Source organism: Flavobacterium sp. PL002 (assembly GCF_054165825.1).
This window is the reverse complement of sequence record NZ_CM135110.1, coordinates 1,590,644-1,615,238: the sequence shown is the minus strand read 5'-3', so window position 1 is coordinate 1,615,238 and position 24,595 is coordinate 1,590,644. Positions and strand designations below refer to the sequence as shown.

Here is a 24,595-nt window from a genome sequence, read left to right as displayed (position 1 = left end):
TAGGGAAATTCTAAAGTTTTTTAGGATACGAGCTATTTTTTTATATTTTTGTCTAAACACTTTAAATTACAAAATAAACCAAAATGAAAAAAGTATTATTAATTATCGCAATCTCTATTTCAGTTGTTGCTTGTAACAAAACTGCAGATGTTAAAGAAGTAAAAACTGCTTATGTAGATACTTCGGTATTAATGAAAGAATACACAGAAGCAAAAGATCTTGAAGCAAAATATAAAGGACAGTCGGAAGAAAAAGGAAGACAACTAGAAGCAGAAATTAATCGCTTTAAACAAGACGCTGCTAATTTTCAAAAACAAGCACAAGCTAACGGTCAAGAGTGGGCTCAAAAACAAGGAGCTGAATTGCAAAAAAGAGAACAACAATTGAGCTATGCACAACAAGCTTTATCTCAACAATTGCAGCAAGAGAGTGGAGCAGAAATGGATACTTTAGTTTCTGGAGTAAAAAAATTCATCAAAGCTTACGGTAAAGAAAAAGGATACGCTTACATCTACGGTACAGGAGATGCAGCTTCAGTTTTATATGCTGAAGACAAATACGATATCACTAAAGAAATCGTAAAAGCATTAAACGATAAATATAAATCTACAGCTACTGCTAAAACAGAAGAAAAAGTAGAAGAGAAAGAAGAAGCAAAAAAATAATTTTTGTTTTTTTATAATGTAAACAACCTTCATTCTATTGCTAGAATGGAGGTTTTTTTTTGGTTAAATAAAGCCTTAGTAACTGTGTGAGTTTAAAAAAACTTACTTTTACTTCTATTTTTAATAGGGAAAGCACTTTTTACGTGTTTCAACCTAATTTCAGTTTTAATTTACACGCCTAATGCAAACAATATCCGAAGCCGCTGCTTATACTTTACAGTTTATCAATCAAACCCAACGATCCGTTTTTTTAACTGGTAAGGCAGGGACTGGTAAAACAACACTATTGCGTGAAATTATTGCAACAACACATAAAAACACAGTTGTTGTGGCTCCTACAGGTATTGCAGCGTTAAATGCGGGCGGTGTAACAATACATTCCATGTTTCAATTGCCTTTTGGTGGTTTCATTCCTGCTTTCAATGTGGACTCACAGTTTACAGATACCGTCAAATTTGAATCTAAAGATACGTTGCGCAGGCATTTTAAAATGAGCGGATTAAAAAAATCAGTAATACGCAACATGGAGCTACTTGTAATTGATGAAGTGAGTATGTTGCGCGCTGATTTATTGGACGCGATGGATTACATGATGCAAACTGTCCGTAAAAAAGCAACACCGTTTGGAGGTGTACAAGTTTTATATATAGGAGATTTACTACAGTTACCACCGGTAATTCGGGATGAAGAATGGCGTACACTGCGTAATTATTACAAAGGTAAATTCTTTTTCCACTCTCATGCTGTACAATTGAGTCCGCCATTGTATATTGAATTATCGCAAATTTATCGTCAAACAGACACCGAATTCATTTCGGTTTTAAATAATTTAAGAAACAACCAAATCACTGCTGCTGATGTTGCGGCTTTGAATAAATATGTAAAACCCAACTTTGACCTTAAGGAAAACAAAGGATATATTACTTTAACAACCCATAATGCTAAGGCTGATGCTATGAACGCTCAAGCGCTAGAAGATCTAAAAGGGGAGTTAATTACTTATAAACCAGATATTGTAGGTGATTTTCCAGAAAAAATTTACCCAATTGAGGAACGCTTGCAGCTTAAAATAGGTGCACAGGTAATGTTCGTTAAGAATGATTTGTCTTTCGAAAAAAATTACTTTAACGGAAAAATGGGAATTATCAAGTCCCTAGGCATGCAGGAAATCACTGTTTATTTTCCTGAAGAAGACAAAACTATTGAGGTTGATCGATACGAATGGCAAAACATTCGTTATAAAATTGATCCTACCACAAAGGAAATAGAGGAGGAGGTTTTAGGAACTTTTGTGCACTATCCTATAAAATTAGCTTGGGCAATTACTGTACATAAAAGTCAAGGGTTAACTTTTGACAAAGCAGCGATTGATGTTTCGCAGGTTTTTATGCCTGGACAAGCATATGTTGCATTATCACGTTTGCGTTCGTTAGAAGGCCTTATTTTGCTATCTCCGTTGCGAATGAACGGAATTTCTAATGATCAAGATGTCATGGATTATGCTTTGAATAAAGCAACGGATGAGTTATTGAAAAATTCTTTGCATTTTGAAACTAAGAATTTTATCCATAACTATTTGATTAATAGTTTTGATTGGGCTGATTTGGCTCAAGAATGGCGCAACCATAAGTACAGTTACGGCGATATGTCTGAAAATTCAACTAAATCGAAACATGCTAATTGGGCTACAAAGCAAATGGAAGCTATAGATGCCCTTTTGGACCCATCCAAAAAATTCATTCTGCAACTCAACAAAATGTTCCATAATGAAACGGTTGATTTGATACATGTTTCTGAGAGAATTCAAGCTGCATTTGACTATTTCTTAAAACCTATGGACGAGTTGGTTTTTGAAATTCTCTGGAAAATTGAAGAGGTAAAACGCGTTAAAAAAGGGAAAGCATTTTATGATGAATTAATGGTTTTAGAAGAGTTACAATCCAAAGCTATTTTGAGGTTGATGAAAGCAAAATTACTGATAGAAACTGTTGTGGCTGGCGAAACCATTTCTAAAGAGAAACTAACCTCTGATGAAATTAAGAAATACATTAGTAGAAAAACCGAGGCGATTCAAAGTCAGTTTAAGGATACTCATGTGACTTTGATCGAAGATGACGCTGATTCTACACGTTATACCTCTAAAAAATCAACTAAAAAAGCACCAAAAAAATCTACAGTTGAGGAAACATACGAACTTTGGCTAGCCAAAAATTCCATACAAGACATTGCTACTATAAGGAAATTAACTGCCGCAACCATCGAGAGTCACTTGGTTAAACTCATCCAAGCCAAAAAAGTTAAAGTTCAAGACATTCTCCCACAAGATAAAATCCAAGAATTAACTGAAGCTTTCAAACATTATAAAGAAGAATCCTTGAACGGAATGAAAGAACAACTTGGAGATAAATACAGTTGGGACGAATTACGCATGTTTAAAGCAAGTTTGAATTAAATTTAAAAATAATCATTATGAAAAAGCTAGTATTGACATTAATGATTCTGTTTTTCATCTTTTCCTGCAAAGAAAAAACAGAAAATACTCCTTCAGTTACTTTAGAAAATAAAGTAAAAAGTACTTCTGATAAAGTAGATTTAGAAACTACGGTAAAGAATCAAAAAACGGACTCACCAAAATTGGATAGTATTAGTTCGATTATTGATCATTATATCTGTTACAAAGATGATAAAGTGGCCTCAAGAATGATATGGATAAGCTTTACAGATAAAGAGGATGCAATCCAAATTAAATACAAAGGTCAAAAAGCGCCTATAGATTTGATTTTTATTAAAGAAGAATTCATTAAAGGTGGTTCGTATCCCACAATTATAAAATACTATTCTGAAAAAATAGGTTCAGAGATAAACGGAGAATATAAACTAACTCACTCAGGAAATTGGGATTATGTGGAATATACCAGAGGCAAAGATGATAAAAAGTTTAACTTTACAATTGACTTTGAATCTAATCCTTATGGCAAAAAAGCTTGTTTCTAGTGTTGTTTTTACTGCATAGTTAAAGTGTTAGAAATCAATAATTTTCATTAGTGCACATAGTCTTCATAGATATAAATCACTACGTTTATATAAGGCATTGCTAAAACTAAAACCAATCATTTATGAACTATTCAGTAAATGCAAGCATTTCCGCAATTAAAGATGCAGAGATACATATCAAGGATTCAGAGATTATTTTTGGTATTTCTCCTGATACCGAGGCTAGTTTACCTAATCCAGCCGAACTCTTTCTTGGGTCCTTGTCGGCTTGTATTCTTAAAAATGTAGCGCGATTTTCAGTAATGATGAAATTCGAGTACACAAAAGCAGAACTTACAATAAATGCCGTCCGTCTTGATAAACCACCACGAATGGACGAAATTCAATATGAATTGCTCATCTATAGTCAAGACGAAAGCTTAAATATTGATTTGTTGCAAAAGAACATAGAAAAGTTTGGAACCATATTCAATACAGTAAAAGCGTGCTGCTCAGTCACGGGTACTGTTAAAAAAATAGTTGATTAGAAAAAGGATCAAACTTGTATAAATATAGTTTTTAACTAACTATTTGCTACTAAAAAGGTAAAACTAAAAAGGTTTGGAATTCCAGAAACAGTGCCGAAATCATTTCAATACTGTATTTTTGCCTGATGAAAAATAATATCCGCACTTCTCAATTTGAATTTGTCGCACTTATGGCGTCTTTGATGTCGGTGGTAGCATTAGCAATTGATGCTTTATTACCAGCGCTGGAGATTATTGGGGTAACGATTGGTACCACAAATGTGGTTGATAATCAACTGCTCATCACAATGATTTTTTTGGGTCTTGGATTTGGCCCATTAGTTTTTGGTCCGCTATCCGATAGTTTAGGTAGAAAACCAGTTGTTTATATGGGTTTTGCCTTGTTCATTGTTGCTAGTTTCATTTGTGTAAACGCCACCAATTTAGAAATGATGGTGGTGGGTAGAATACTGCAAGGAATAGGCTTATCTGCTCCTAGAACGATTAGCATTGCCATTATTCGCGATATGTACAGTGGCGATTATATGGCGCGTATTATGTCATTTGTAACCGTTGTCTTTATATTGGTTCCTGTAATTGCTCCGGCTTTAGGTAAATTTGTGCTGGATTATTACAACTGGCATGGAATTTTTTATATCCAAGTAGTGATTAGCCTTTTGGTTTCGTTCTGGTTTTGGAAACGACAACCGGAGACTTTATCCCTAGAGAATAAAAAAGTTTTTTCCGCAACTGGTTTTATAGGCGAATTTAAGGAGCTTTTCAAATTCAAAAAAACCGTTGGTTTCACCATTATTTCAGGATTTGTTACCGGATCTTTTATGGTGTACCTCAGTAGTTCCCAACAAATATTCCAGAATCAATACCATCTTGAGGAAGAGTTTCCATACATTTTCGCCGGACTGGCAATTGCAATTGGTGCAGCTGTTTTTTCTAATGGTGTTCTAGTCATAAAGTACGGAATGGAGAAATTAATTACTGTTGCATTAGTTTCTTTCTTTGTGGTTTCTGCAACTTACGTTGCCTTATTTTATAACACACCAAATCCAGATGTTCGTATTTTGATACTATTTTTTGCCTTGCAATTTTTTAGTATTGGTTTTCTTTTCGGAAATATTCGTGCCATGGCTATGGAGCCAGTAGGCCATATTGCTGGAACTGCCGCAGCGGTTACAGGTTGTATTTCTACTATTATGGCGGTGCCAATAAGCATCTTCATTGGTCGCTTTATTGATGATACTGCTTTGCCACTTTTTATTGGGTTTTCAATATGCGCAGCCTTAGCAATCAGTTTGCTTATTTATCTAAAAAGTGATGAAAAACGAGTTATTAAAGCCCTTTCTGAATAGCGTGCTAGTGACAAATTAGCTTATTTAGTAATAACATATACTTAAATTTTCAGAAGTACTATTTTTTAAAAACAACAAATAAAAAAACCGAGAGAACTTAAATAAATTAAGTTCTTTCGGTTTTTTTGAGTTGAATTAATAATGGTATTCTATTATAAATCTAAAATGCGTACTATATATTTTTATTAACTTATTTTATTCAACGCTTTCTGAATCGAAGTAGCACCTTTTATAATTTCGAAAGTTGCATTAGGAGCAGTTTTATCTTCTAAGCTTTGCACTAATGTTTGTGCAACATCAGCTCTACTGATTTCGCCATGTTTATTTAACTTTTGCTGGAGCTCAATCATTTCTAATTGTGAGTCATTCGTTAACGTTCCTGGACGTACAATACTATAGTTTAGTCCGCTATTTTTTAAATATTCATCAGCATTGTGTTTTGCCTTTAGATATTCTACTAATTGCGTCGCTTCCTCAGGTTTGTCTGCTCCCATAGAACTCAACATTACAAATTTTTTCACATTTGCTTTCTTTGAATCATCAATCATCTTCTTCGCACCTTCCTGATCAACACATATTACGTCTTTACCACCTGATCCAGCGGCAAATATTACTCTATCAATAGTACTGCTAAATGCAGCGTCAACGTTATTTGTTAAATCTCCTAAAACAGTCTCAATATTTTGATTCTTAAAAAAGGTTTGTTGCTCTTCTTTTCTAACCATTGCAATTGGGTTAAAATTTTCAGATTTATGTAAAAGGGCTACTATTTGTTTTCCGGTGGTGCCGTTTGCACCTGCTACTAATATATTTTCCATATCCTAAATTACAACAAATGTTGCGATCAAGCTTGTTGCAATTCATCGTTTAACGCTATTTTAATACATTTTAACAGTCATTAAGAAACGATTTAGTGAATTATATTGTCTATTGTGTTTTATACTAAAATAACGCTTCTTACGCTCAGTTTTAGTTTGCGCTAAGTATATTGTATGTTTGCTTCAATTATTAAACTATGTGTTCTTTGCAATTATATAGTGACTAGAAAAGTGATTATGGTTAGTGAAACAATATTAAAATACGATTTTAAAGAAGGTTTGCCTCATGAATTTGAAGTTCTTGATATGAGCCAACTGTACGGTGAATTCAAAACAGAGCTCACCATACCACATCGTGCAGAGTTTTATCAAGTGCTCTGGTTTCAAGAAGGAGCAGTGCTACATTATGTAGATTTTAAACCTATTGCAATTTTACCTGACACCTTTGTTTTTATAGCCAAAAATAGTGTACAGCATTTTGATACTACCTACACCGCTGTAGGGAAAGTGATTCTTTTTACAGATCGTTTTTTTTGTAAAGAGGCGTCAGATATTCAGTTTTTAAAAAGTAGTATACTATTTAATGACTTGTTTGAAACGGCTCATATCTCGTTGACTGATAACACTATACTTTTTAAAAATAGTTTAGCTGTTTTAGAAAATGAATGTAGGCACAATAATGATGAGTACCAAGCTTCTATTTTACGTAATTATTTAAGAAGTTTGCTCATGCTCTTAGAGCGTGAACGTCGCAAAAGTGATTTTATAGAAGTTAAAAAAGGAGCCGACTTAGATTTGGTTATGCAATTTAAGGAATTGTTAGAGATGCAATTTAACCATAATAAGTTAGTGGTGAATTATGCAAACCAAATGCACATCACAAAAAAAAGACTAAATACAGCTACTTCAAAAATCTTGGGATCGACCCCAAAGAAAATTATTGACGATCGTATTATGCTTGAAGCTAAGCGTCTATTGGCACATTCTAGCGAGTCTGTAAAAGAAATTAGCTATAGTCTAGGCTTTGACGAACCTACTAACTTCGTGAAATATTTTCGCAAGCACCATTTAAGTACTCCAATTGAATTTAGAGAAAGTTTCTTGCACTAATTTTATTTTGGCACAAATTTACCATTGAAAGTGCTTTTTGTATCCTTTTATTTTTTGATTACCGTCGCACCTTTGCATCATCAATTTATAACAATAAAAAAATGAACAAAGTAATAGTAAGCGCAGCATTAATTCTTGGCTTAGGTCTAACGACTTCATACAGCCAAACAGCTAAAAAATCAAAAATCAAAAAAGAAAACAGCATGGAAATTTCAAATAAACAAAAAGTAGTTGCTTTATTGAAAAGCATTGAAACAGGAGCTCACGAACCTGCTTCTTACATAAATCCTGATAAATACATTCAACACAATCTAGGGGTAGCAGATGGCGTAGCTGGTTTTGGCGCACTTTTACAAATGGTACCTGCTAATTCAGCTAAAGTAAATACAGTTCGTGCCTTTGAAGATGGTGATTTTATTTTCACACAAACAGATTATAATTTCTTTGGACCAAAAATAGGTTTTGATATTTTTAGATTCGAAAACGGAAAAATCGTCGAACATTGGGATAACCTACAAGAAACTCCAGCGGCCGCAAACCCAAGCGGACATTCAATGATTGATGGTGCAACAGAACTTAAAGATCTTGATAAAACAGAACAAAATAAAGTATTAGTAAAGAATTTCGTTTCTGATATTTTAGTTAATGGTAAAATGGAAAAGTTAGCAGGGTACTTTAATGGTGATGATTATATCCAACACAATCCTAACATTCCTGACCAATTATCAGGTTTAGGTGGTGCGTTAGGAGCATTAGCACAACAAGGTATTTTTATGAAATACGATACAATTCATAAAGTTTTAGGTCAAGGTAATTTTGTACTAGTTGTTAGTGAAGGTCACTTTGGCGCAGACCATAATGCTTTCTATGATTTGTTTAGAGTAGAGAATGGCAAAATTGCTGAACACTGGGATGTTGTAGAGAAGATTGCATCTCAAGACACTTGGAAAAATACAAACGGAAAGTTTTAATTTTCATCAGCTTGCTTAACTTGCAGGTTATATAATTTGTAAACTAAACTTGCAGAAAGCGGCTTGAGATGTACTCAAGCCGCTTTTTTATATTATAATGTTAAAGATTGTTAATTGTTTTTTTATTTCAAAGCATCTGCTTAGTTTTGTACAGTATTAAAATAGTAATGGCAAGAAGTAAACAATATAACGAACAAGAAGTATTAGAAAAAGCAATGTCTTTGTTCTGGCGCAATGGGTATGAAAAAACCTCTGTTCGTATGTTAGAGAAGGAAATGGGAATTAATCAATTTTCGATTTATGCTAGTTTTGGTAGCAAGCAAGGGCTTTTTTTAGAAAGTTTAAAATGCTATAAAAGCAAAGTAAGCTGCATGTTTGATAAGTTTAAAAACGGCACAAACGGAATCGAAGACATCAAAGATTTTTTCTATGATTCGGTTCAAGTTCCAATCGAGATAGGGGATTACAAAGGATGTTTCCTGACCAATACTTATAACGAATTTTCAGAAGCAGAAGACCAAATCATTAATACACAAATGGTAGAATTTATGGGTGGCATCAAGCAGTTATTCATAGAAAAAATTCGAACTGATAAAAGTAAAGACGAACAAACGGTATTAAAGCAAGCGAATTATTTGCTACTAGCAAAGCACGGACTTGCCGCAGCATCAAGAGTCAACGATAAACAAGAAATAGAAGATTATATTGAATTAACGTTCAAAAACCTCTAGCTTTTTTTTGTGCTATTACTAAGCAAATGCTTAGAAATATAATATTAAAATAACAACAATTTAAAAATCACAATTATGACAACTTTAAAAATTCACTCTATCGAGTCTGCTCCAGAAGAAAGCAAAGCATTATTACAAGATTCTCAAAAAGCATACGGAATGATTCCAGGATTACACGGTGTATTAGCTGCATCTCCAAGCGCTTTAAAAGGATACCAAGTTTTACATGAATTATTTGTAGCTTCGTCTTTTAACAACGATGAGTTAACAGTAGTTTGGCAAGCAATCAACGTAGAGCACGCCTGTCATTACTGCGTTCCAGCACACACAGGAATCGCTCACATGATGAAAGTAGACAACGATATTATCGAGTCTTTACGTAACGAAACTCCATTAGCTGATGCTAAATTAGAAGCTTTACGTACCTTTACATTAAGCATGGTTCGCAACCGTGGAAACGTTTCTGAAGATGAATTAAATGCATTTTATGCTGCAGGATACGGGGAACAACAAGTACTAGATATCATCTTAGGTTTATCTCAAAAAGTGATTAGTAACTATACAAATCACATTGCAAATACGCCTGTTGACGCTGGATTCCAAAAATTTGCTTGGTCAAAAAAATAATCCGTCACTAGATAGATTTCCATAAAACCTTATTTTAATTATTTGGGCAGCTATTCCGCCTTCCGTTCCCGCTTTTTTTACTGCGCTACGCTACATAAAAAAGAGCTCCACTCAAGTCGGGCTGCGGGAATACGTAACAGGAGAAAGTTCTAGTAATTAAAATAAGGTTTTTTTTATAACTTTAAATAAAAAATACCATGATAAAAGTAAGCGTAATGTACCCTAGCGGTGCTGACACAACATTTGACTTAGATTACTATAAAAATTCTCACCTTCCAATGATTAGTGAATCTCTAGGAGATGCTTTAAAAGGAATGGAATTAACAGTAGGTTTAGCAGGAAGAGCTCCCGGAGAGCCAGCTCCTTTTGCAGTGATCGTAGATTTAAAATTTGATACTATGGAATCTTTTCAGGCATCATTTTTCCCGCACGCTGAGAAATTTGCTGCAGATATTCCTAATTATACTAATGTAAAAGGGGACTTACAAATTAGTGAAATCGTGAATTTGTAAGCAGCACTACAGCTTTCTATTTCACAAGTTAAAAGCAACAGTATGAAAGTAGAAACAATTAGTATTGAAGACCTAGTAAACCACAGTATTCAAAAAATATTTAGAACAAATACCAGCACGCCTGGTTATGTACTCTTTGATTTTGGTTCACAAATCAAAAGCGCTCAATTTAGAGCCGTGATGATAGGTTTAAAACAAGGTTTGGCAACATTTATTAAAGAACGATATAACAAGCAGCTCGATTATCAATGGCTGGGAAGGTTCGATCAACAGGTAAATACGCCCTATCATTTAGACAATGCTTCTGAACAATCGATACTGATGCTAGGTTATGAACCAAGCCAAATTAAAAGCGAAATGTTCTTGGCTGATTATGATAGTTACTATCGTAGTAAAAAAAAGGGAGTAGAAGAGGAGGGAACGCTATACGAACCCATAATTCAAGAGTCAGACGATGAGATTTTACTTTTTAGTATAAAGCTGGATCCATTCGATAATAACAATTATAGATTGCTTGTAATCAATAATAGTAATTCAAGAAGCAATCGAGAAATGCTAGGACTGTACCACAAAGCAAGGATTATCAAACCTGATTTAACTAAGAGTAGAGTAGTCAATTCTATGATGCTTAACCTGATCCCAAGGAATGAAAAATTAAAGAACGTAATTGATGAAGAGAATTTTATTGATACCACATTAGTAAGTAAATAAGCAACATCAATGCATATAACAAAGGCGATTTAGAAAGTTCTAAATCGCCTTTGTCGTTTTAGTGGTTTTTTAAGTCATTTTAGAGAAGATTTTGATAATAACTATAACTAATGTAACTTTCAATAATTTATTACAATAAAGCGCTTAAACAAGCTTATTAAACGCAACTGACGCAAGTATGAAAACACTGTTAAATTAAAAACCTCCAAGAGCAAATTAATGCCATTGGAGGTTTTTATATAGTATTCGATTTAAATTAAAGCGCTTCAATTAAAACCCAAGCTTCTGGATTTTTACTTTCATGAATTTCACGTTTTGCTTTTTCAGCTTCTGCTAGTGTAGCATAACTTCCATAAACTACGGGATATAAACCGTGTTTGTTTATAGTTAACAAACGTGCTTTAAAACCTTCGTTAGCTAATTTTTTAGATATTTTAATGGCATTTTTTTCATCTCTAAAAGCACCCGCAACTACATGATATGGTAATTTACCTTCTGATAAAGAAAGTGTTACAGCTGGCATTGGGCTTTTAATAAAAAAAGTAGCTTCTTGAATCTTGGTTTCAACTTGTTTTTGAACAGTAGATTCTACTAAAACAGTCTCAGTTGCAATTTGGTTTTGATAAAGCGGATAGCCTATGCTTCCTGTCAAGCCTAAACCTAATACAAAAATAGCTGCGTATTTTAAATAAGAACGACTTGAAGTTGCTTCTTCCTCTTCAGTTTCCAGAGTGATTGGTGCTCTTTCAATAATTGCTTCTATTTTTTGTTCAAATAATTCTCTTTTAACTACCGGAGAAACAAAAGAGGCTAAACCAAACGAACTTGATAAGTAATTAGTTTGTTCAGATGGTTTAAATACCAAATTACTGTCGGCATTAAGACGTAAAGTTCCTATGTTGTTTAAAACTAAAACTTCATTACTTTCTAATGCTTTTTTCCATTTTACTACTTGGTATTCAATAGCATTTACAGCGTAGTTGTACGATTTGTTTTCGCTAGACGCAATGTGGTTAGCTAATAATCCATCGTTATTTTTTAAATTGGTATTGAAAGAAATCATTTTTTTTGGTGGAAAAAATGAATTTGCGCTTTCAACCCACTGTGCTGACTGTGTTTCTGTAAGGAATGCACCAAAACCAGGAACGGTAACACATTGATAACGATATAAAAGCTGAGATATATAAGAGTCGATGTTCATAGTTACAAAGTTAGGCAATGAAAATAGTTATCAAAATTTTATTCACAATTTTTATTAACAATTCCCATAAATTATGTATATATTTCAGCACCAATAATTTAACATGACTGAACAAGATTTATTTTATTTACTAGCATTACAAAGAGTAGAGGGTGTAGGAGACATAATAGCCAAAAAATTGTTGACGCATTGTGGTAATGCCGAGGCTGTTTTTAAAACTAAAACCTCCCAACTTGCTGCCATTGATGGCGTAGGCGCTGCATTACTTAAAAACTTAAAAGACCAAACGGTTTTTGATAAAGCCACTAAAGAATTAGAATTCATAGCTGCTGATAATATAAAAGTTTCTTTTTTTCTAGATGAGGATTATCCAGATCGCTTGAAACATTGTATTGATGGACCAGTTTTACTGTTCTCTTCCGGAAACATCAATTTAAAAAACCGAAAAATAATTAGTATTGTCGGTACACGGCAAATCACGTCTTACGGAACTGACTTCTGCCGAAAGCTTATTGAGGACTTATCACCGCTTGACCCCATAATTGTAAGCGGATTTGCCTATGGTGTAGATATTGTGGCCCATCAATTAGCGATGGAATATAAATTGCAAACAATAGGTGTAGTGGCACATGGTTTGAACCAAATTTATCCTAAAACACATAAAAAATATGTGGCTAGAGTAGAGGAGAACGGCGGTTTTATGACCGAGTTTTGGAGCACGTCGAATCCAGATAAAGAAAATTTTGTGCGTAGAAACCGCATCGTTGCTGGAATGAGTGAAGCAACTATTGTCATAGAATCGGCTGACCGTGGCGGATCACTCATTACAGCAAACATGGCAAATGATTACAACCGCGATGTATTTGCGGTGCCTGGTCGTACCTCTGATAAGTACAGTCAAGGCTGCAATAACTTAATCAAAACTCAAAAAGCAAATTTACTCACCAGCGCTGCGGATGTTGTGTATATCTTAAATTGGGATATTGAGAAAAAAGTAAAACCGGTCCAAAAACAATTGTTTGTCACACTAGATGATGATGAACAAAAAATATATGATTACCTATTGAAAACGGGAAAAGAATTAATGGATATTATTGCATTGCACTGTGATTTTCCTATTTACAGGATTTCAGGAATACTACTCAATATGGAATTGAAAGGCGTTGTAAGGCCGCTGCCAGGGAAATTGTTTGAAGCGATATAAAAAATCCCCTTTCTGTATAAAAATAGAAAGGGGATTATTATAATTTTAAATACTATTTAAAGCGCCTCAAAACCTAGTTTCACTCTTACTTTTGCAAGAACACCATCAGCAACTACAGCTGCTTTTTTAGCGCCTACTTTTAACAAAGCATCTACTTCTGAAAGGTTGTTAATATAATAATTGTATTTCTCTCTTTCGGTTTTAAAGGTTTCGCAAATTAATTCAAATAAAGCTTGTTTAGCGTGACCATATCCGTAGTTTCCGCCTTCATAATTCGCACGCATCGCTGCTAACTGCTCTTCACTTGCCATCAATGAATAAATGGCAAAAGCATTGCAAGTATCTGGGTTTTTTGGGTCTTCTAGTGGCGTACTATCTGTTTCTATAGACATCACTTGCTTGCGCAATGCTTTATCATCAAGAAATATATTAATCAAATTATTGGCTGACTTACTCATTTTTCCACCATTTGTTCCCGGAATCAACATGCCGTCTTCTTGAATCTTAGCTTCAGGAATAACAAACGTTTCACCCATTTGGTGATTGAAACGAGACGCAACATCACGGGTAATTTCTAAATGCTGTAATTGGTCTTTTCCCACCGGAACTACCTCTGCATCATACAATAAAATGTCTGCTGCCATTAACATAGGGTAAGAAAACAATCCTGCGTTTACATCCTCTAAACGGTCTGCTTTGTCTTTAAAGGAATGTGCTAATGTCAAGCGTTGAAATGGAAAAAAGCAACTCAAATACCAAGATAATTCGGCTGTTTGTGGCACATCTGATTGGCGGTAAAAAACCACTTTATTAACATCTAATCCACAAGCAAGCCAAGCTGCGGCAGTGCTATAGGTATTTGTTCTTAAAGTTTCTCCGTTTTTTATTTGAGTAATCGAATGTAAATCAGCTATAAATAGAAATGATTCATTTTTAGGATCATTTGATAATTTAATCGCTGGAATAATTGCTCCCAATAAGTTTCCTAGATGAGGTGTTCCTGTACTTTGAACACCAGTAAGTATTTTTGCCATTATGATTTTTTTCTTATGTGCAAAGTTCGCCAAATTTTTTTCTATTTTAGAGGTAAATTTTGAAAACTTACGCAAACATTAGCTGAAATTGAATGCAAGGAATTTGCTTAGGGCTATTATGACTCTGCACAACTAGCAGCCTCAATTTGTAAATCGTTGTACAAACTATTTTAAATTAATTTTATGGCTTTCCGTTTTGGACAGTAAAAAAAGAGTACACAGATTTTAGAGATTTCAGTAGATCATTTATAAATATTCTGCGAAAATTTGTGAAATGTGATCGCCTTTCTAATTAGAAATCTTGTAGCTGATAGTCGTTTTATTTTAATCTAAAATAAAGCAAGCGAATTGCCTCTCATTGTGTCGTAACGCAGAAATTTGCTACAAATCAAAAATTTATACGCAATATAACTTTTGATTTCCTATTTTTGGACACATGAAAGGCATAAAAATTATTCTTTGGACACTTTGGCGCATTTGGTTTTATGTATTAATGGCCATTCCTATTTTGATCATGTTTCCGTTACTCGTAGCTTCTATCAGCACAGATAAAGGATATCCTTATTTTTTTAAAATGGCCCGTATTTGGTCAAAATTCATTCTATTCGGAATGGGGTTTTACTATAAAATAGAAAGAGAAGAAAAGCTTGAACCTAATAAAAGTTATATGATTGTGGCAAACCATACTTCAATGACTGATATTATGTTGATGCTGGCAGTTATAAAAAATCCGTTTGTTTTTGTTGGAAAACAAGAATTGTCAAAGATTCCATTATTTGGTTTTTTCTATAAACGCAGCTGTATTTTAGTGGATAGAGGTTCTTCAAAAAGTCGATTAGAAGTTTTCAAGCAGGCGCAAAAGCGCATTGACAACGGTTTAAGTGTTTGTATTTTTCCTGAAGGTGGCGTTCCTGATGATGAATCGGTCGAGTTAGACAGTTTTAAAGACGGCGCTTTTAGACTTGCAATTGAGCACCAAATCCCAATTGTTCCCATTACGTTTGCCGATAATAAAAAACGTTTTTCGTTTACCTTCCTTAGCGGTAGCCCAGGAATTATGCGTGTTCATGTTAGTAAAGTGGTACACACATTAGGCAAAACGAGTTTGGATAGGAAAGACCTTCGCGAAGGAATTAGAGAAACTATTTTAAATCAATTAAATCGTTTTAGAAACGGTAACTAACTCCAGAATACAAACCAATAAATAACGGTTTGAAATCATTATCATTTTTAGAAAAAGTATTGAGTTGGTATTTAACCATTGGCTCAAAATTAAACTGAAAAGATTTTAAAAATTGATACTTAAAACCGATTCCAAAATTAGAACTAACATGCACTTTGTTTAAGTTATTGGCCTCTCCTAATGAAATATTAGCCTGAGCAGACTCTAATGCAATACTATTTTCATTGAGAAACAAAGTACTGAATCCGCCAATAATGCTTACGCCAATTTTTTTATTCAAGAGTGCATATGATACTTCTAATGGAAATTCATAATACCCCATTTTTTGATTGATGCTACCTAGATTTGTCTGCTGGATTTCTTTTTCAGTTGGAGAGAAGGAGTTGTATTGCGTTGCACTTTTCAGTTCAACCGCAGCAGTAGGACTATAAGTAATATTCGCCATGTTATTAGAGGCGAATCCAGCTGAATAATAGACGTCATTAGTGTTATAACCTAAAACAACTTTATTTATCCCTGTACGAAGCGCTATTTTGCGATTTAAAGCATATTTAATCCCAATCCCATAACTCATTGTCTTGTCAGCAGTTTTTGCGTTTTCTGATAAGTTATTGTCAATAGGCGATCCGCCAGCACTTGATTGCAAGTAAATAGGCGCAATATTAGGTGCTATTTCCCATTTCTTAGATACAACTTGAGCTATTTGTGTATCTTTAGTTGTTTTGCTTTTTAAAATCGCTTCTAATTCATTGGGAGTTGTAGCGTTATTTTCTTCCGTTTTTTTTGTTTCGGTTGTTGCTAAATTTTCATCGATTTTGTTGTTGGCTACTGATGCTTGAATAATAACGTTTGCATTATCTTTTATGTTATTCGAATGTGTGGGATTTTCGGCTAATGAGGTAGTATTTACGGTCTCTTTTTTTAACTCATTTTTAGTAGCGATTCCTTCGTTTGTCACTGAATCAGTATTTGAAGTGGAGTGATTTATAACTGCTTTTTTTACCAAAATTTTGTCTTTCGATTCAGATCGACTAACAACTGCTTGATCTAGCACGGAATCATTAGTTTGTTCAGAGTGTTTTAAAGTGGGTTGTTTTCTCGAAATATTTTGTTTCGATTCAGTTTTACTTACAATAGCTTGATTTACCGATGTATTATTTTTTGGGATATGAAACGGAGAATTCGCTTTAGTATTTTTTGATTTTTTGTTTTCCTTAGCGGATACAACAACTGTGTTTTCTTTTTCATCATCGTTACTGTTTTTAGGATTAGTTACTACAACTTGCTGTGTTTGTTTGATGGGAAGCAAGGGGGACTTTTCTTTATTTTCATTAGTAAGCGCATTCGATTTATTAATAGTATCAATGGTAGTTACCACTGTAGTGCTATTAATATCAGTTGGGGAAGTAGTGTAATTGTGAAATAGCAAAAAGCCTAATAGTAAGGCTGCTGCATTTCCTGCATAGCGAAACCAGAACGGTATAACCATTCGTTTTTTCTTATCTTTCTTTAGCTCGGCTTCAATGTTTAACCAAATTTGGGGATCTGGTATCGATTCAAAATCTTTCAATTGTTCTTGAAACAAGCGGTCTATGTTTTTTTTCTCTTTCATTTTGCCGATGATTCTAGCTTATTTTCTATTCGGTTTTCCACTTTTTCTTTTAGTAATAGTCGGGCTCTATGTAAATTTGATTTGGTTGTTCCTGTCGAAATTTTGAGCATTTCGCTAATTTCCTTGTGTGAATAGCCGTCTAAAACATACAAGTTGAACACTATGCGGTATTGGTCAGGAAGCTCTTGTATGATTTGCATCAAATAATCTAACGGTACCCCTTCTTCGTCAATTTCGACTTCAATTTCTGGAATGTTCTCGTTTAATACTTCCATAAAACGAACGCCTTTAAACTTTTGCAGTGCCGAGTTGATTAGAATTCTTTTGGCCCATCCTTCAAACGAACCTTTACCACTGTACTGTTCTATTTTTCGAAAAATAATTAAAAAACCATCTTGTAAATTATCTTGTGCATCAGCATAGTTGCTAGAATATTTTAAACAAACACCAAAGAACTTTCTTGAGAACAAATTATACAATTGTTCTTGTGCTTTGGGATTGTTTTTTTTACATTCAGCTATGAGTTGCTCTAATATCACAGGTTTTAATTTTTTTCAACAACTTGAATTTCAACATCTTCAAAGGTATCTTTTCCTTCAATATCTTTCCCTTTAAAGAACTTAAAAATATACGATCCCGTATTAGTTACTTTAAAATCAAATTTGGTTTCTGATAATTCAGGTAATTCCTGTGTGCAGGCTTGATTATTTTTAGTAGCAGTTTGTATGGCTATTGTTCTAGTATTTAAGTCTTTACTGTAATAAATGCCTTGAAATAGATCACAAGCCGTTGGTCTTTGATATTTTAAGGTAATGCTGTAGGTTTGTCCTAATGTAAAAGTTTCAGGGAGTACATAACTTGTTATTGGAAGGACTTGGTATGTGTAATAATCGTTGTTATCATTATCAAGTGTACAGGCTGATAAGGAAACGATTAAAGCTAAAAATAATATAATTTTTTTCATGGTACAAAGTTTATAATTGCTAAGATATCCTGTAGGTCTTTTTATAAAGAGTCGATAAAACAAAAAAGGTTGCGTTAAAAAAGCAACTTTTTTTAAAGCTATAAATTGAAATTGAGAAACATAAAAAATAAAGCGACCGAAAATTGTCCGGCCGCTATTAATTTTTTAAGATGCAGTAGTTACAACGATTGTTTTAGTGATATATTCCGTTGCATTTTTTTGAAATTTCAACATATAAGTTCCAGCTGCAGTAGCCTTAAATTGATATGTTGTTGTTTTTGTAGCCGCATCAGTTGTGCAATTGCTTCCTTCGTATTTAGTTTGAACTACTACAGTTGTAGTTTTTTCTGCAGTTGTTTCAATAAATTTATTAAAAACACCACAGTTGTTTTCAACGTTGTAAGTAAGATTGAAAGTTAGTTCTTGATTTACAGTTGCAGTTTCGGCTCCCTCAACCACTGTTACAAATGCTGTTTTGGTTACCAGTGATGGTTCATCATCTTTACTACAGGAAGTAAATCCAGCAGAAACAAATAATACTAATGCAACTACTTTTAATTTTAAATTTTTCATTTTTTTAAATTTTATTGGTTAATACTCTTTATAGATACCAAATTATTTAAAAGGTTGCTTCACAAAAATAATTATAAAAAAAAATTCCCGAATTTTCATCCGGGAATTTTTAAATTATTCGATTATAGAAGATTAAGCATCAGCTAATTCTTTTATTCTTTCTTTGATTTTAACCTCAAGTTCATCCGCTAATTCTGGATTGTCTTTAATTAAAGATTTTACCGCATCACGTCCTTGTCCTAATTTTGTTTCACCGTAACTAAACCATGAACCTGCTTTTTTAATAATTTCAAATTCTACTGCAAGGTCTAATATTTCACCAGTTTTAGAGATTCCTTCTCCGTACATGATATCAAATTCAGCTATTTTAAATGGTGGTGCCACTTTGTTTTTTACTACTTTCACCTTAGTTCTGTTTCCTAATACGTTGTCTCCATCTTTAATTTGAGTAGAACGACGAATGTCTAAACGTACTGAAGCGTAGAACTTTAACGCGTTACCACCCGTTGTAGTTTCAGGGTTTCCAAACATAACTCCAATTTTCTCTCTCAATTGATTGATGAAGAAAACAGTACAGTTGGTTTTGCTAATTGTTCCAGTTAACTTTCTTAATGCTTGTGACATTAATCGTGCATGAAGACCCATTTTAGAATCTCCCATTTCTCCTTCAATTTCACTTTTAGGAGTCAAAGCAGCAACCGAGTCAATAACCACAATATCAATTGCGCCAGAGCGAATTAAGTTTTCAGCAATTTCTAATGCTTGTTCTCCATTATCTGGTTGTGAGATAATTAAGTTTTCAATATCTACACCTAATTTTTCAGCATAGTTTCTATCAAATGCATGCTCTGCATCAATAAAAGCAGCTATTCCACCTGCTTTTTGAGCTTCGGCAATAGCGTGTAATGTTAAGGTTGTTTTTCCAGAAGATTCTGGACCATATATTTCAATGATTCTTCCTTTTGGATAGCCATTAACTCCTAATGCTAAATCGATTCCTAGAGATCCAGATGAAATAGTTTCTACTTCAACAATGGCTTTATCTCCCATTTTCATTACGGTTCCTTTTCCGTAAGTTTTGTCTAGTTTGTCAAGCGTTAACTGTAAGGCTTTTAATTTGGCTTCTTTCTCTGTATTCATCTTCTCTTTTACCTTTTCTTTCATTTGTATTTTTTTATTGCTCTAAGAAATTAGCAGAAACATCTTGATTTCGTCAAATTTCATTTACATTTAAGATTAATGTTTCGTAAAATTAGTTCTTTTTTTTTAATTAAATTTTTCTCCTTTCAGAATAATTAAAGATAAAAAGTCTTGTTCTATACGATTTAAATAAATAATGCTCTCAACTCTGAGGCGTCTTCGGGTTTAATTTTTCCGGCTAGTAGCAAACTCAATTGTTTGCGTCTTAATGCGGCATCAAAACGTTCTTTTTCTAAAGGAGTTTCGGGTATAATCTGGGGTACTTCAACAGGTCTTCCTGTGTCATCAACGGCTACAAAGGTATAAATTGCTTCATTTGCTTTGGTTTTATTACCTGATTCTCTGTCTTCTACCCAAATATCAATATAAATTTCCATCGAACTTTTGAACGAACGCGATACTTTGGCTTCGACCGTAACCACACTCCCTAAAGGAATTGCTCTATTAAAAGCCACGTGATTTACTGATGCTGTTACTACAATTCTTCTCGAATGTCTGCGTGCTGCTATGCTTGCTGCGCGATCCATACGGGCTAACAATTCGCCACCAAAAAGATTGTTTAACGGATTTGTTTCACTTGGTAAAACTAAATCGGTTAAGATTGTTATAGATTCTGAAGGATGTTTTGGTGTCATGTTTTTATAAATGTAAATAAGGTGTTTTTATTTTTAGTTTAACCAAAAAACAGCCATTACAGCTGGAATAAAATAGATTACAATGGTTCTTGCTCCATCATAGTCTTTTGCTAATCGTTGTCCAAAAAGTAACATGATCAATGTAATACAAGAAAATATAGCTCCATAGAATCCAAATAGTCTTTCGTTATTTACGATTAACTGAATGCAACCTACAATACAAAGTATACCTGAGATCATTTCTAAAATTAATACATTCAATAGCGCCAGGGGAACATGATTTTTTAGTTTAGTTTGAGCGAAATGCTCTTTTAACCATTCTAGGTTGTCTTTCCAATAAAATATTTTATCGTATCCTGATTGGATGAAGGATACGGCTAGAAAAACTAAAATTAACATGGAGGCTACATTATTCATATCGTTATTTTTTATGGATGAGGCGTGTGAGTTTTATCGATAAATCAGTTAAAATAATTTTAGCATTTCCATTACGCTCAATATGATACATGGCATCAGAGATTTCAGTGAAAATTTCTTGTATGTTGTTTCCATTAACAAAAGGAGCAAAGTTCTCTAATTTGAATTTTTCGACTTTGGGTTCAAAATATACTAAACTTTTTGTTTCATAATTAATGAGTAGTGCTTGGCGAAACATTTCGATACAAAATTCCAAAAATTTCTTTTGAGCTTCTCTACCAAGTGCAGCTATTTTTTCGCTCCATAGAATTAAGTCCTGTATTGCTGCAGCATTTCCTTTAGCTTTAAAAGCGGCACGAACCCAAGTTACAAACCATTGTTCAAATGGATGTGCGTCGCTATCATCATGCAATAAATGCAAAGCAATATTGTAATTTCCTTGTGCTTGATGCGCAATTTTTGCAGCAATTTTAGGTTCTACTTGTTCACGTGCTACAAGCGCTTCGGCAATTATAGGTTCGGTTAAACCATTAAAGTGTAGTATTTGGCAACGCGAGCGAATAGTTTGAATAATATCTTCTTCATTTTCAGAAATCAGAATGAATATTGTTTTTTCTGGTGGTTCTTCTAGTAATTTTAATAATTTATTGGAGGCAGCGATATTTAATTTATCAGCCATCCAAACCAGCATGAATTTATAGCCACCTTCATACGCTTTAAGCGAAAGTGATTTTAATATTTCTTGCGCATCATCAACCCTAATTTCACCTTGTTTATTTTGTACTCCTAGAATGGCATACCAGTCAAATAAACCTCCATAAGGATTTTGAGAGACAAATTGCCTCCATTCTGTAATGAAATCAATACTTTTTGGACTTCTTTTTACAGAGTCAGTAGTCACTGTTGGGTAAGCAAAGTGTAGGTCGGGATGTGATAATTTTTGGAATTTTATATTACAGGACTCATTTGTACCATTGTTTTCACCATTTTGATTGCTACATAATATGTATTGTGCGTAGGCAATTGCCATGGCTAAAGTTCCGCTACCTTCCGGTCCAACAAATAATTGTGCATGCGGAATCCTTCCTAAGTCGGCACTTTTTGTCAGATGGTTCTTAATGTGTTCTTGTCCTAGTATTTCAGAAAATTGCATAGAGCAAAGATAATAGAAAATGGATTAGACGAAAATTTTCATAAGGAAAGTTTAAATTTTATACTTATTGTTTTTGCCTGATACAATAAAAATGGTTTTTTGTAGTTAAATTACTTATTGTTGTATTTGAAGTAATAGTTTAAATAATTTATTTTTAGTTTATTTTCAACAATTTAATTTATTTTTAGTTGGGTATGTAAATAGTGGCATGGATATTGTTTATAACATATTGGCTCTAGTTCTATTGAAGGGTTCAGTAAGCATTAGTCGCTATTAGTTATTGGCAAACAAAGATTTACAAAACCAGTAATTAAGTAATTTTGAATTATTAAATTTAAAAATCAACAAAAAAGTAATTAAATAGTAGGAGTGCAAGAAAAACTTATTAACATTCATTGTTGATGATTTTAAAAGTTTTTTTTAACAAAAAATTATAATTTATTGTATTATAGTTGTTTGTTGAATTAATTTGTATAAATTTGTTTAATTATAACAAAAAACAAAACAATTTTTATGAAAGGGAAAATTATTTTTTTAGGACTATGTATGTTTTTTACTAGTCAAGTTATTTTATCGCAAAATAAAAATGCACCTCAAAGTATTATTAGTACAACCGCAGTTATACGTGGTTATCATACTCAAGATGAATTGAGAGGGATGCAAAAAGGGGAATTATTAGAATTATATATTGAAAGAATAAAAGTATTGACAAAAACATTACCTTTTATAGCGTTAGCAACAAAACCGGGTCTAACAATGATTGATCTAGGAATTCCGTTTGATGGCGATAAGAAAAAATTACAAGATGGACAAGCTGAGGCAGCAGAGGCTTATTTAACATCTACAGTTGAGTATCAAAGAAGAATTATTCCTTATGCTGATACTGAAAATCTTGTTGCAGGAATTTTATTTTACGAAAGCACAATTAAGTCTTTGCACTTATTTAATGAATATAAATAAAATTTCAATAAAATTATTTATTGTAACTATTTAGGTTAAACGTTTAATACAGTTCATTTATATTAACTATATTAATTATCTCGAAAGGATATTCGCAATTAATCTATTAAAATCTAAACTTCTCATGAAAAAAACATTACATCTTATTTGGATTACTTTTTTTGTTGTTTGTAGCGCAAATGCTCAACAAGAAAAAGGTATTATGGGGTATACAAACTGGTTGTACGGCTGGACTGAATTCAAACCTAATAAAGTAGAGTTTGGAGAAGCGAACCAAATACTTGCTGGAGTTATTTCAGAAAACACTAAGTTGTTAAAAAGAAACGTTTACTTACTTCAAGGAAATGTTTATGTAACTAACAATGCAGTTTTAACAATCGAACCAGGAACAGTTATTATTGGTGATTTTGATACAAAAGGAACTTTAATCTTTACTAAAGGAAGTCAAATTATGGCGGATGGTTTAGAAACAGACCCTATTGTATTTAGTTCTAATAGAGGAGTAAAAAAATCTGGAGATTGGGGAGGAATTGTTTTTCTTGGTGACGCACCAATTAATAAATTCGGAAACATGTCCTCGTTATTATATGACTTTAATCCAGGAATGACTATTTATGGTGGTAACAATGTTGCGAGTAATTCAGGTGTTATGCGTTTTGTAAGAGTTGAGTTTGCTGGTAAAAGAGTAAAAGGTTCACAACCATTAAATGCAATAACTTTTGCAGGAGTAGGTAATAAAACTATTTTAGAGAATGTGATGGTTAGCTATTCTGGAGGTGACTCATTTACTTTCATTGGTGGAGAAGTTAATGCTTCAAAACTAGTTTCATTTCATACTATAAATGATGACTTTAAATTTACACAAGGAGTTCAAAGTAAAATTTTCAATTCACTAGCGGTACGTTCTTCTTACTTATCAGGAAATAAAGACGGTTCTCGTTGTATGGAAATTGCTTCTTATGATAAAAAAGAAGAAACTGATTTTTCTAAAAAACACACTTCAGTTGTTGCTTACAATATTACAATGTTAAATGATAGTGAAAATATTAATGCTGATATACAATCAGGATTAGTTAAAGAAGCGGTTTATGTAGGTAATGATGCAAGTATCGAAATGAAAAGAACAGTTATTTCAGGTTTTAATCCTGCTATTGTATTAAATAACGGAATTGAAATTAACGAAGTAAATTTAAAGAAAATTAAATTTGAAGAAATGTATTTCAACTTATGTAAGGGAAATATTTTTACAGAATACAATTCAGATAATACTGACTTAGAGAGTTGGTACGGAAACGGTAGTTTTTCAAACTACTATTCTCAAGGAGATAACAAAGAGACGTTTATTGATATTTTTAACCCTAAACGTCCTGATTATAGATTAAACATTGGTAAAATAACTGCTTCAAGTAAATATTAATTACGAAAAGACACCTGTTTGATTTTCAAT

26 protein-coding genes are annotated in these 24,595 nt (G+C 33.2%); 15 read left to right on the top strand and 11 right to left on the bottom strand.

Going from position 1 to position 24,595, the window contains the following annotated elements; all coding sequences use genetic code 11:
* Window positions 1-83 precede the first annotated feature (83 nt).
* The 5 genes from ACVEGE_RS06990 (at window position 84) to ACVEGE_RS06970 (ending at window position 5,532) form a co-directional block, all read left to right on the top strand.
* The gene (locus ACVEGE_RS06990) at window positions 84-665 is read left to right on the top strand and encodes an OmpH/Skp family outer membrane protein (RefSeq protein ID WP_192500764.1); all 582 of its coding nucleotides are present in this window, start codon (window positions 84-86) and stop codon (window positions 663-665) included.
* 181 nt (window positions 666-846) lie between these two features.
* Entirely contained in the window at window positions 847-3,117 is a 2,271-nt protein-coding gene (locus ACVEGE_RS06985) for a helix-turn-helix domain-containing protein (RefSeq protein WP_192500765.1), read from the top strand.
* 17 nt (window positions 3,118-3,134) lie between these two features.
* Complete coding sequence (locus ACVEGE_RS06980) at window positions 3,135-3,659, top strand: hypothetical protein (RefSeq protein ID WP_173855389.1); 525 nt, start codon at window positions 3,135-3,137, stop codon at window positions 3,657-3,659.
* Between the two features lie 122 nt (window positions 3,660-3,781).
* The gene (locus ACVEGE_RS06975; protein ID WP_192500766.1) at window positions 3,782-4,186 is read left to right on the top strand and encodes an OsmC family protein; all 405 of its coding nucleotides are present in this window, start codon (window positions 3,782-3,784) and stop codon (window positions 4,184-4,186) included.
* Between the two features lie 125 nt (window positions 4,187-4,311).
* Entirely contained in the window at window positions 4,312-5,532 is a 1,221-nt protein-coding gene (locus ACVEGE_RS06970; protein ID WP_192500767.1) for a multidrug effflux MFS transporter, read from the top strand.
* Between the two features lie 185 nt (window positions 5,533-5,717).
* Here ACVEGE_RS06970 and ACVEGE_RS06965 read toward each other — a convergent pair whose 3' ends face one another.
* The gene (locus tag ACVEGE_RS06965; protein WP_192500768.1) at window positions 5,718-6,350 is read right to left on the bottom strand and encodes an SDR family oxidoreductase; all 633 of its coding nucleotides are present in this window, start codon (window positions 6,348-6,350) and stop codon (window positions 5,718-5,720) included.
* A 237-nt stretch (window positions 6,351-6,587) separates the two neighbouring features.
* On the opposite strand from ACVEGE_RS06965, the gene ACVEGE_RS06960 reads away from it, so the two are divergent.
* From ACVEGE_RS06960 to ACVEGE_RS06935, 6 genes are all read left to right on the top strand, one after another.
* Window positions 6,588-7,460 (top strand): AraC family transcriptional regulator, encoded by an 873-nt coding sequence (locus ACVEGE_RS06960; protein ID WP_192500769.1) that lies wholly within the window; start codon window positions 6,588-6,590, stop codon window positions 7,458-7,460.
* A 101-nt stretch (window positions 7,461-7,561) separates the two neighbouring features.
* Window positions 7,562-8,431 carry a nuclear transport factor 2 family protein gene (locus tag ACVEGE_RS06955; protein ID WP_192500770.1) on the top strand — a complete coding sequence of 290 codons (870 nt, stop codon included), beginning with the start codon at window positions 7,562-7,564 and terminating at the stop codon, window positions 8,429-8,431.
* A gap of 167 nt (window positions 8,432-8,598) precedes the next feature.
* Window positions 8,599-9,162: a TetR/AcrR family transcriptional regulator gene (locus ACVEGE_RS06950; protein ID WP_192500771.1), complete on the top strand. Its 564-nt coding sequence runs from the start codon at window positions 8,599-8,601 to the stop codon at window positions 9,160-9,162.
* A 75-nt stretch (window positions 9,163-9,237) separates the two neighbouring features.
* Window positions 9,238-9,789 carry a carboxymuconolactone decarboxylase family protein gene (locus tag ACVEGE_RS06945; RefSeq protein WP_173851561.1) on the top strand — a complete coding sequence of 184 codons (552 nt, stop codon included), beginning with the start codon at window positions 9,238-9,240 and terminating at the stop codon, window positions 9,787-9,789.
* Between the two features lie 197 nt (window positions 9,790-9,986).
* A complete protein-coding gene (locus ACVEGE_RS06940; RefSeq protein WP_173839004.1) occupies window positions 9,987-10,301 on the top strand; it encodes an EthD family reductase in 315 nt (104 codons plus the stop codon).
* 42 nt (window positions 10,302-10,343) lie between these two features.
* Entirely contained in the window at window positions 10,344-11,012 is a 669-nt protein-coding gene (locus ACVEGE_RS06935) for a hypothetical protein (RefSeq protein WP_192500772.1), read from the top strand.
* Window positions 11,013-11,268: 256 nt separating this feature from the next.
* Here ACVEGE_RS06935 and ACVEGE_RS06930 read toward each other — a convergent pair whose 3' ends face one another.
* A complete protein-coding gene (locus ACVEGE_RS06930) occupies window positions 11,269-12,213 on the bottom strand; it encodes an HU domain-containing protein (protein ID WP_192500773.1) in 945 nt (314 codons plus the stop codon).
* A 103-nt stretch (window positions 12,214-12,316) separates the two neighbouring features.
* Here ACVEGE_RS06930 and dprA point away from each other — a divergent pair, with 103 nt between their 5' ends.
* Window positions 12,317-13,417, top strand: a complete 1,101-nt coding sequence (gene dprA / locus ACVEGE_RS06925; protein WP_192500774.1) for a DNA-processing protein DprA — start codon at window positions 12,317-12,319, stop codon at window positions 13,415-13,417.
* A 56-nt stretch (window positions 13,418-13,473) separates the two neighbouring features.
* Here dprA and trpS read toward each other — a convergent pair whose 3' ends face one another.
* A complete protein-coding gene (gene trpS / locus ACVEGE_RS06920; protein ID WP_192500775.1) occupies window positions 13,474-14,451 on the bottom strand; it encodes a tryptophan--tRNA ligase in 978 nt (325 codons plus the stop codon).
* 436 nt (window positions 14,452-14,887) lie between these two features.
* On the opposite strand from trpS, the gene ACVEGE_RS06915 reads away from it, so the two are divergent.
* Window positions 14,888-15,634, top strand: coding sequence for a lysophospholipid acyltransferase family protein (locus ACVEGE_RS06915; protein ID WP_192500776.1), 747 nt, complete (start codon window positions 14,888-14,890; stop codon window positions 15,632-15,634).
* Here the strand turns inward: ACVEGE_RS06915 and ACVEGE_RS06910 are convergent.
* The 8 genes from ACVEGE_RS06910 to ACVEGE_RS06875 form a co-directional block, all read right to left on the bottom strand.
* Window positions 15,618-17,246: a porin family protein gene (locus ACVEGE_RS06910; RefSeq protein WP_192500777.1), complete on the bottom strand. Its 1,629-nt coding sequence runs from the start codon at window positions 17,244-17,246 to the stop codon at window positions 15,618-15,620. The genes ACVEGE_RS06915 and ACVEGE_RS06910 overlap by 17 nt on opposite strands.
* Window positions 17,243-17,785 (bottom strand): RNA polymerase sigma factor, encoded by a 543-nt coding sequence (locus tag ACVEGE_RS06905; protein ID WP_192500778.1) that lies wholly within the window; start codon window positions 17,783-17,785, stop codon window positions 17,243-17,245. The genes ACVEGE_RS06910 and ACVEGE_RS06905 overlap by 4 nt, the downstream gene beginning before the upstream one ends.
* 5 nt (window positions 17,786-17,790) lie before the next feature.
* Window positions 17,791-18,210 (bottom strand): hypothetical protein, encoded by a 420-nt coding sequence (locus tag ACVEGE_RS06900; protein WP_192500779.1) that lies wholly within the window; start codon window positions 18,208-18,210, stop codon window positions 17,791-17,793.
* 165 nt (window positions 18,211-18,375) lie between these two features.
* Window positions 18,376-18,783, bottom strand: coding sequence for a hypothetical protein (locus ACVEGE_RS06895; RefSeq protein WP_192500780.1), 408 nt, complete (start codon window positions 18,781-18,783; stop codon window positions 18,376-18,378).
* A gap of 132 nt (window positions 18,784-18,915) precedes the next feature.
* Window positions 18,916-19,923, bottom strand: coding sequence for a recombinase RecA (recA, locus tag ACVEGE_RS06890; protein WP_192500783.1), 1,008 nt, complete (start codon window positions 19,921-19,923; stop codon window positions 18,916-18,918).
* Between the two features lie 185 nt (window positions 19,924-20,108).
* Window positions 20,109-20,618 carry an acyl-CoA thioesterase gene (locus tag ACVEGE_RS06885; protein WP_173851581.1) on the bottom strand — a complete coding sequence of 170 codons (510 nt, stop codon included), beginning with the start codon at window positions 20,616-20,618 and terminating at the stop codon, window positions 20,109-20,111.
* A 33-nt stretch (window positions 20,619-20,651) separates the two neighbouring features.
* Window positions 20,652-21,035 (bottom strand): DoxX family membrane protein, encoded by a 384-nt coding sequence (locus ACVEGE_RS06880; RefSeq protein WP_173851583.1) that lies wholly within the window; start codon window positions 21,033-21,035, stop codon window positions 20,652-20,654.
* A 4-nt stretch (window positions 21,036-21,039) separates the two neighbouring features.
* Window positions 21,040-22,188, bottom strand: a complete 1,149-nt coding sequence (locus tag ACVEGE_RS06875; protein ID WP_192500781.1) for a DNA polymerase III subunit — start codon at window positions 22,186-22,188, stop codon at window positions 21,040-21,042.
* A 513-nt stretch (window positions 22,189-22,701) separates the two neighbouring features.
* Here ACVEGE_RS06875 and ACVEGE_RS06870 point away from each other — a divergent pair.
* Together ACVEGE_RS06870 and ACVEGE_RS06865 are read left to right on the top strand one after the other, a co-directional pair.
* Window positions 22,702-23,148: a hypothetical protein gene (locus ACVEGE_RS06870; protein WP_173855407.1), complete on the top strand. Its 447-nt coding sequence runs from the start codon at window positions 22,702-22,704 to the stop codon at window positions 23,146-23,148.
* A gap of 124 nt (window positions 23,149-23,272) precedes the next feature.
* The gene (locus ACVEGE_RS06865) at window positions 23,273-24,565 is read left to right on the top strand and encodes a hypothetical protein (RefSeq protein ID WP_173855408.1); all 1,293 of its coding nucleotides are present in this window, start codon (window positions 23,273-23,275) and stop codon (window positions 24,563-24,565) included.
* Window positions 24,566-24,595: the final 30 nt, after the last annotated feature.

Coding starts and splice junctions, on each gene's coding strand:
- ACVEGE_RS06965 (WP_192500768.1), bottom strand. CDS start 6,350: ATGGAAAATATATTAGTAGCAGGTGCAAACGGCACCACCGGAAAACAA.
- ACVEGE_RS06865 (WP_173855408.1), top strand. CDS start 23,273: ATGAAAAAAACATTACATCTTATTTGGATTACTTTTTTTGTTGTTTGT.
- ACVEGE_RS06915 (WP_192500776.1), top strand. CDS start 14,888: ATGAAAGGCATAAAAATTATTCTTTGGACACTTTGGCGCATTTGGTTT.
- ACVEGE_RS06930 (WP_192500773.1), bottom strand. CDS start 12,213: ATGAACATCGACTCTTATATATCTCAGCTTTTATATCGTTATCAATGT.
- ACVEGE_RS06980 (WP_173855389.1), top strand. CDS start 3,135: ATGAAAAAGCTAGTATTGACATTAATGATTCTGTTTTTCATCTTTTCC.
- ACVEGE_RS06910 (WP_192500777.1), bottom strand. CDS start 17,246: ATGAAAGAGAAAAAAAACATAGACCGCTTGTTTCAAGAACAATTGAAA.
- ACVEGE_RS06940 (WP_173839004.1), top strand. CDS start 9,987: ATGATAAAAGTAAGCGTAATGTACCCTAGCGGTGCTGACACAACATTT.
- ACVEGE_RS06985 (WP_192500765.1), top strand. CDS start 847: ATGCAAACAATATCCGAAGCCGCTGCTTATACTTTACAGTTTATCAAT.
- dprA (WP_192500774.1), top strand. CDS start 12,317: ATGACTGAACAAGATTTATTTTATTTACTAGCATTACAAAGAGTAGAG.
- ACVEGE_RS06945 (WP_173851561.1), top strand. CDS start 9,238: ATGACAACTTTAAAAATTCACTCTATCGAGTCTGCTCCAGAAGAAAGC.
- ACVEGE_RS06950 (WP_192500771.1), top strand. CDS start 8,599: ATGGCAAGAAGTAAACAATATAACGAACAAGAAGTATTAGAAAAAGCA.
- ACVEGE_RS06960 (WP_192500769.1), top strand. CDS start 6,588: ATGGTTAGTGAAACAATATTAAAATACGATTTTAAAGAAGGTTTGCCT.
- ACVEGE_RS06895 (WP_192500780.1), bottom strand. CDS start 18,783: ATGAAAAATTTAAAATTAAAAGTAGTTGCATTAGTATTATTTGTTTCT.
- ACVEGE_RS06990 (WP_192500764.1), top strand. CDS start 84: ATGAAAAAAGTATTATTAATTATCGCAATCTCTATTTCAGTTGTTGCT.
- ACVEGE_RS06870 (WP_173855407.1), top strand. CDS start 22,702: ATGAAAGGGAAAATTATTTTTTTAGGACTATGTATGTTTTTTACTAGT.
- ACVEGE_RS06880 (WP_173851583.1), bottom strand. CDS start 21,035: ATGAATAATGTAGCCTCCATGTTAATTTTAGTTTTTCTAGCCGTATCC.
- ACVEGE_RS06975 (WP_192500766.1), top strand. CDS start 3,782: ATGAACTATTCAGTAAATGCAAGCATTTCCGCAATTAAAGATGCAGAG.
- ACVEGE_RS06875 (WP_192500781.1), bottom strand. CDS start 22,188: ATGCAATTTTCTGAAATACTAGGACAAGAACACATTAAGAACCATCTG.
- ACVEGE_RS06935 (WP_192500772.1), top strand. CDS start 10,344: ATGAAAGTAGAAACAATTAGTATTGAAGACCTAGTAAACCACAGTATT.
- trpS (WP_192500775.1), bottom strand. CDS start 14,451: ATGGCAAAAATACTTACTGGTGTTCAAAGTACAGGAACACCTCATCTA.
- ACVEGE_RS06885 (WP_173851581.1), bottom strand. CDS start 20,618: ATGACACCAAAACATCCTTCAGAATCTATAACAATCTTAACCGATTTA.
- ACVEGE_RS06955 (WP_192500770.1), top strand. CDS start 7,562: ATGAACAAAGTAATAGTAAGCGCAGCATTAATTCTTGGCTTAGGTCTA.
- ACVEGE_RS06970 (WP_192500767.1), top strand. CDS start 4,312: ATGAAAAATAATATCCGCACTTCTCAATTTGAATTTGTCGCACTTATG.
- ACVEGE_RS06900 (WP_192500779.1), bottom strand. CDS start 18,210: ATGAAAAAAATTATATTATTTTTAGCTTTAATCGTTTCCTTATCAGCC.
- recA (WP_192500783.1), bottom strand. CDS start 19,923: ATGAATACAGAGAAAGAAGCCAAATTAAAAGCCTTACAGTTAACGCTT.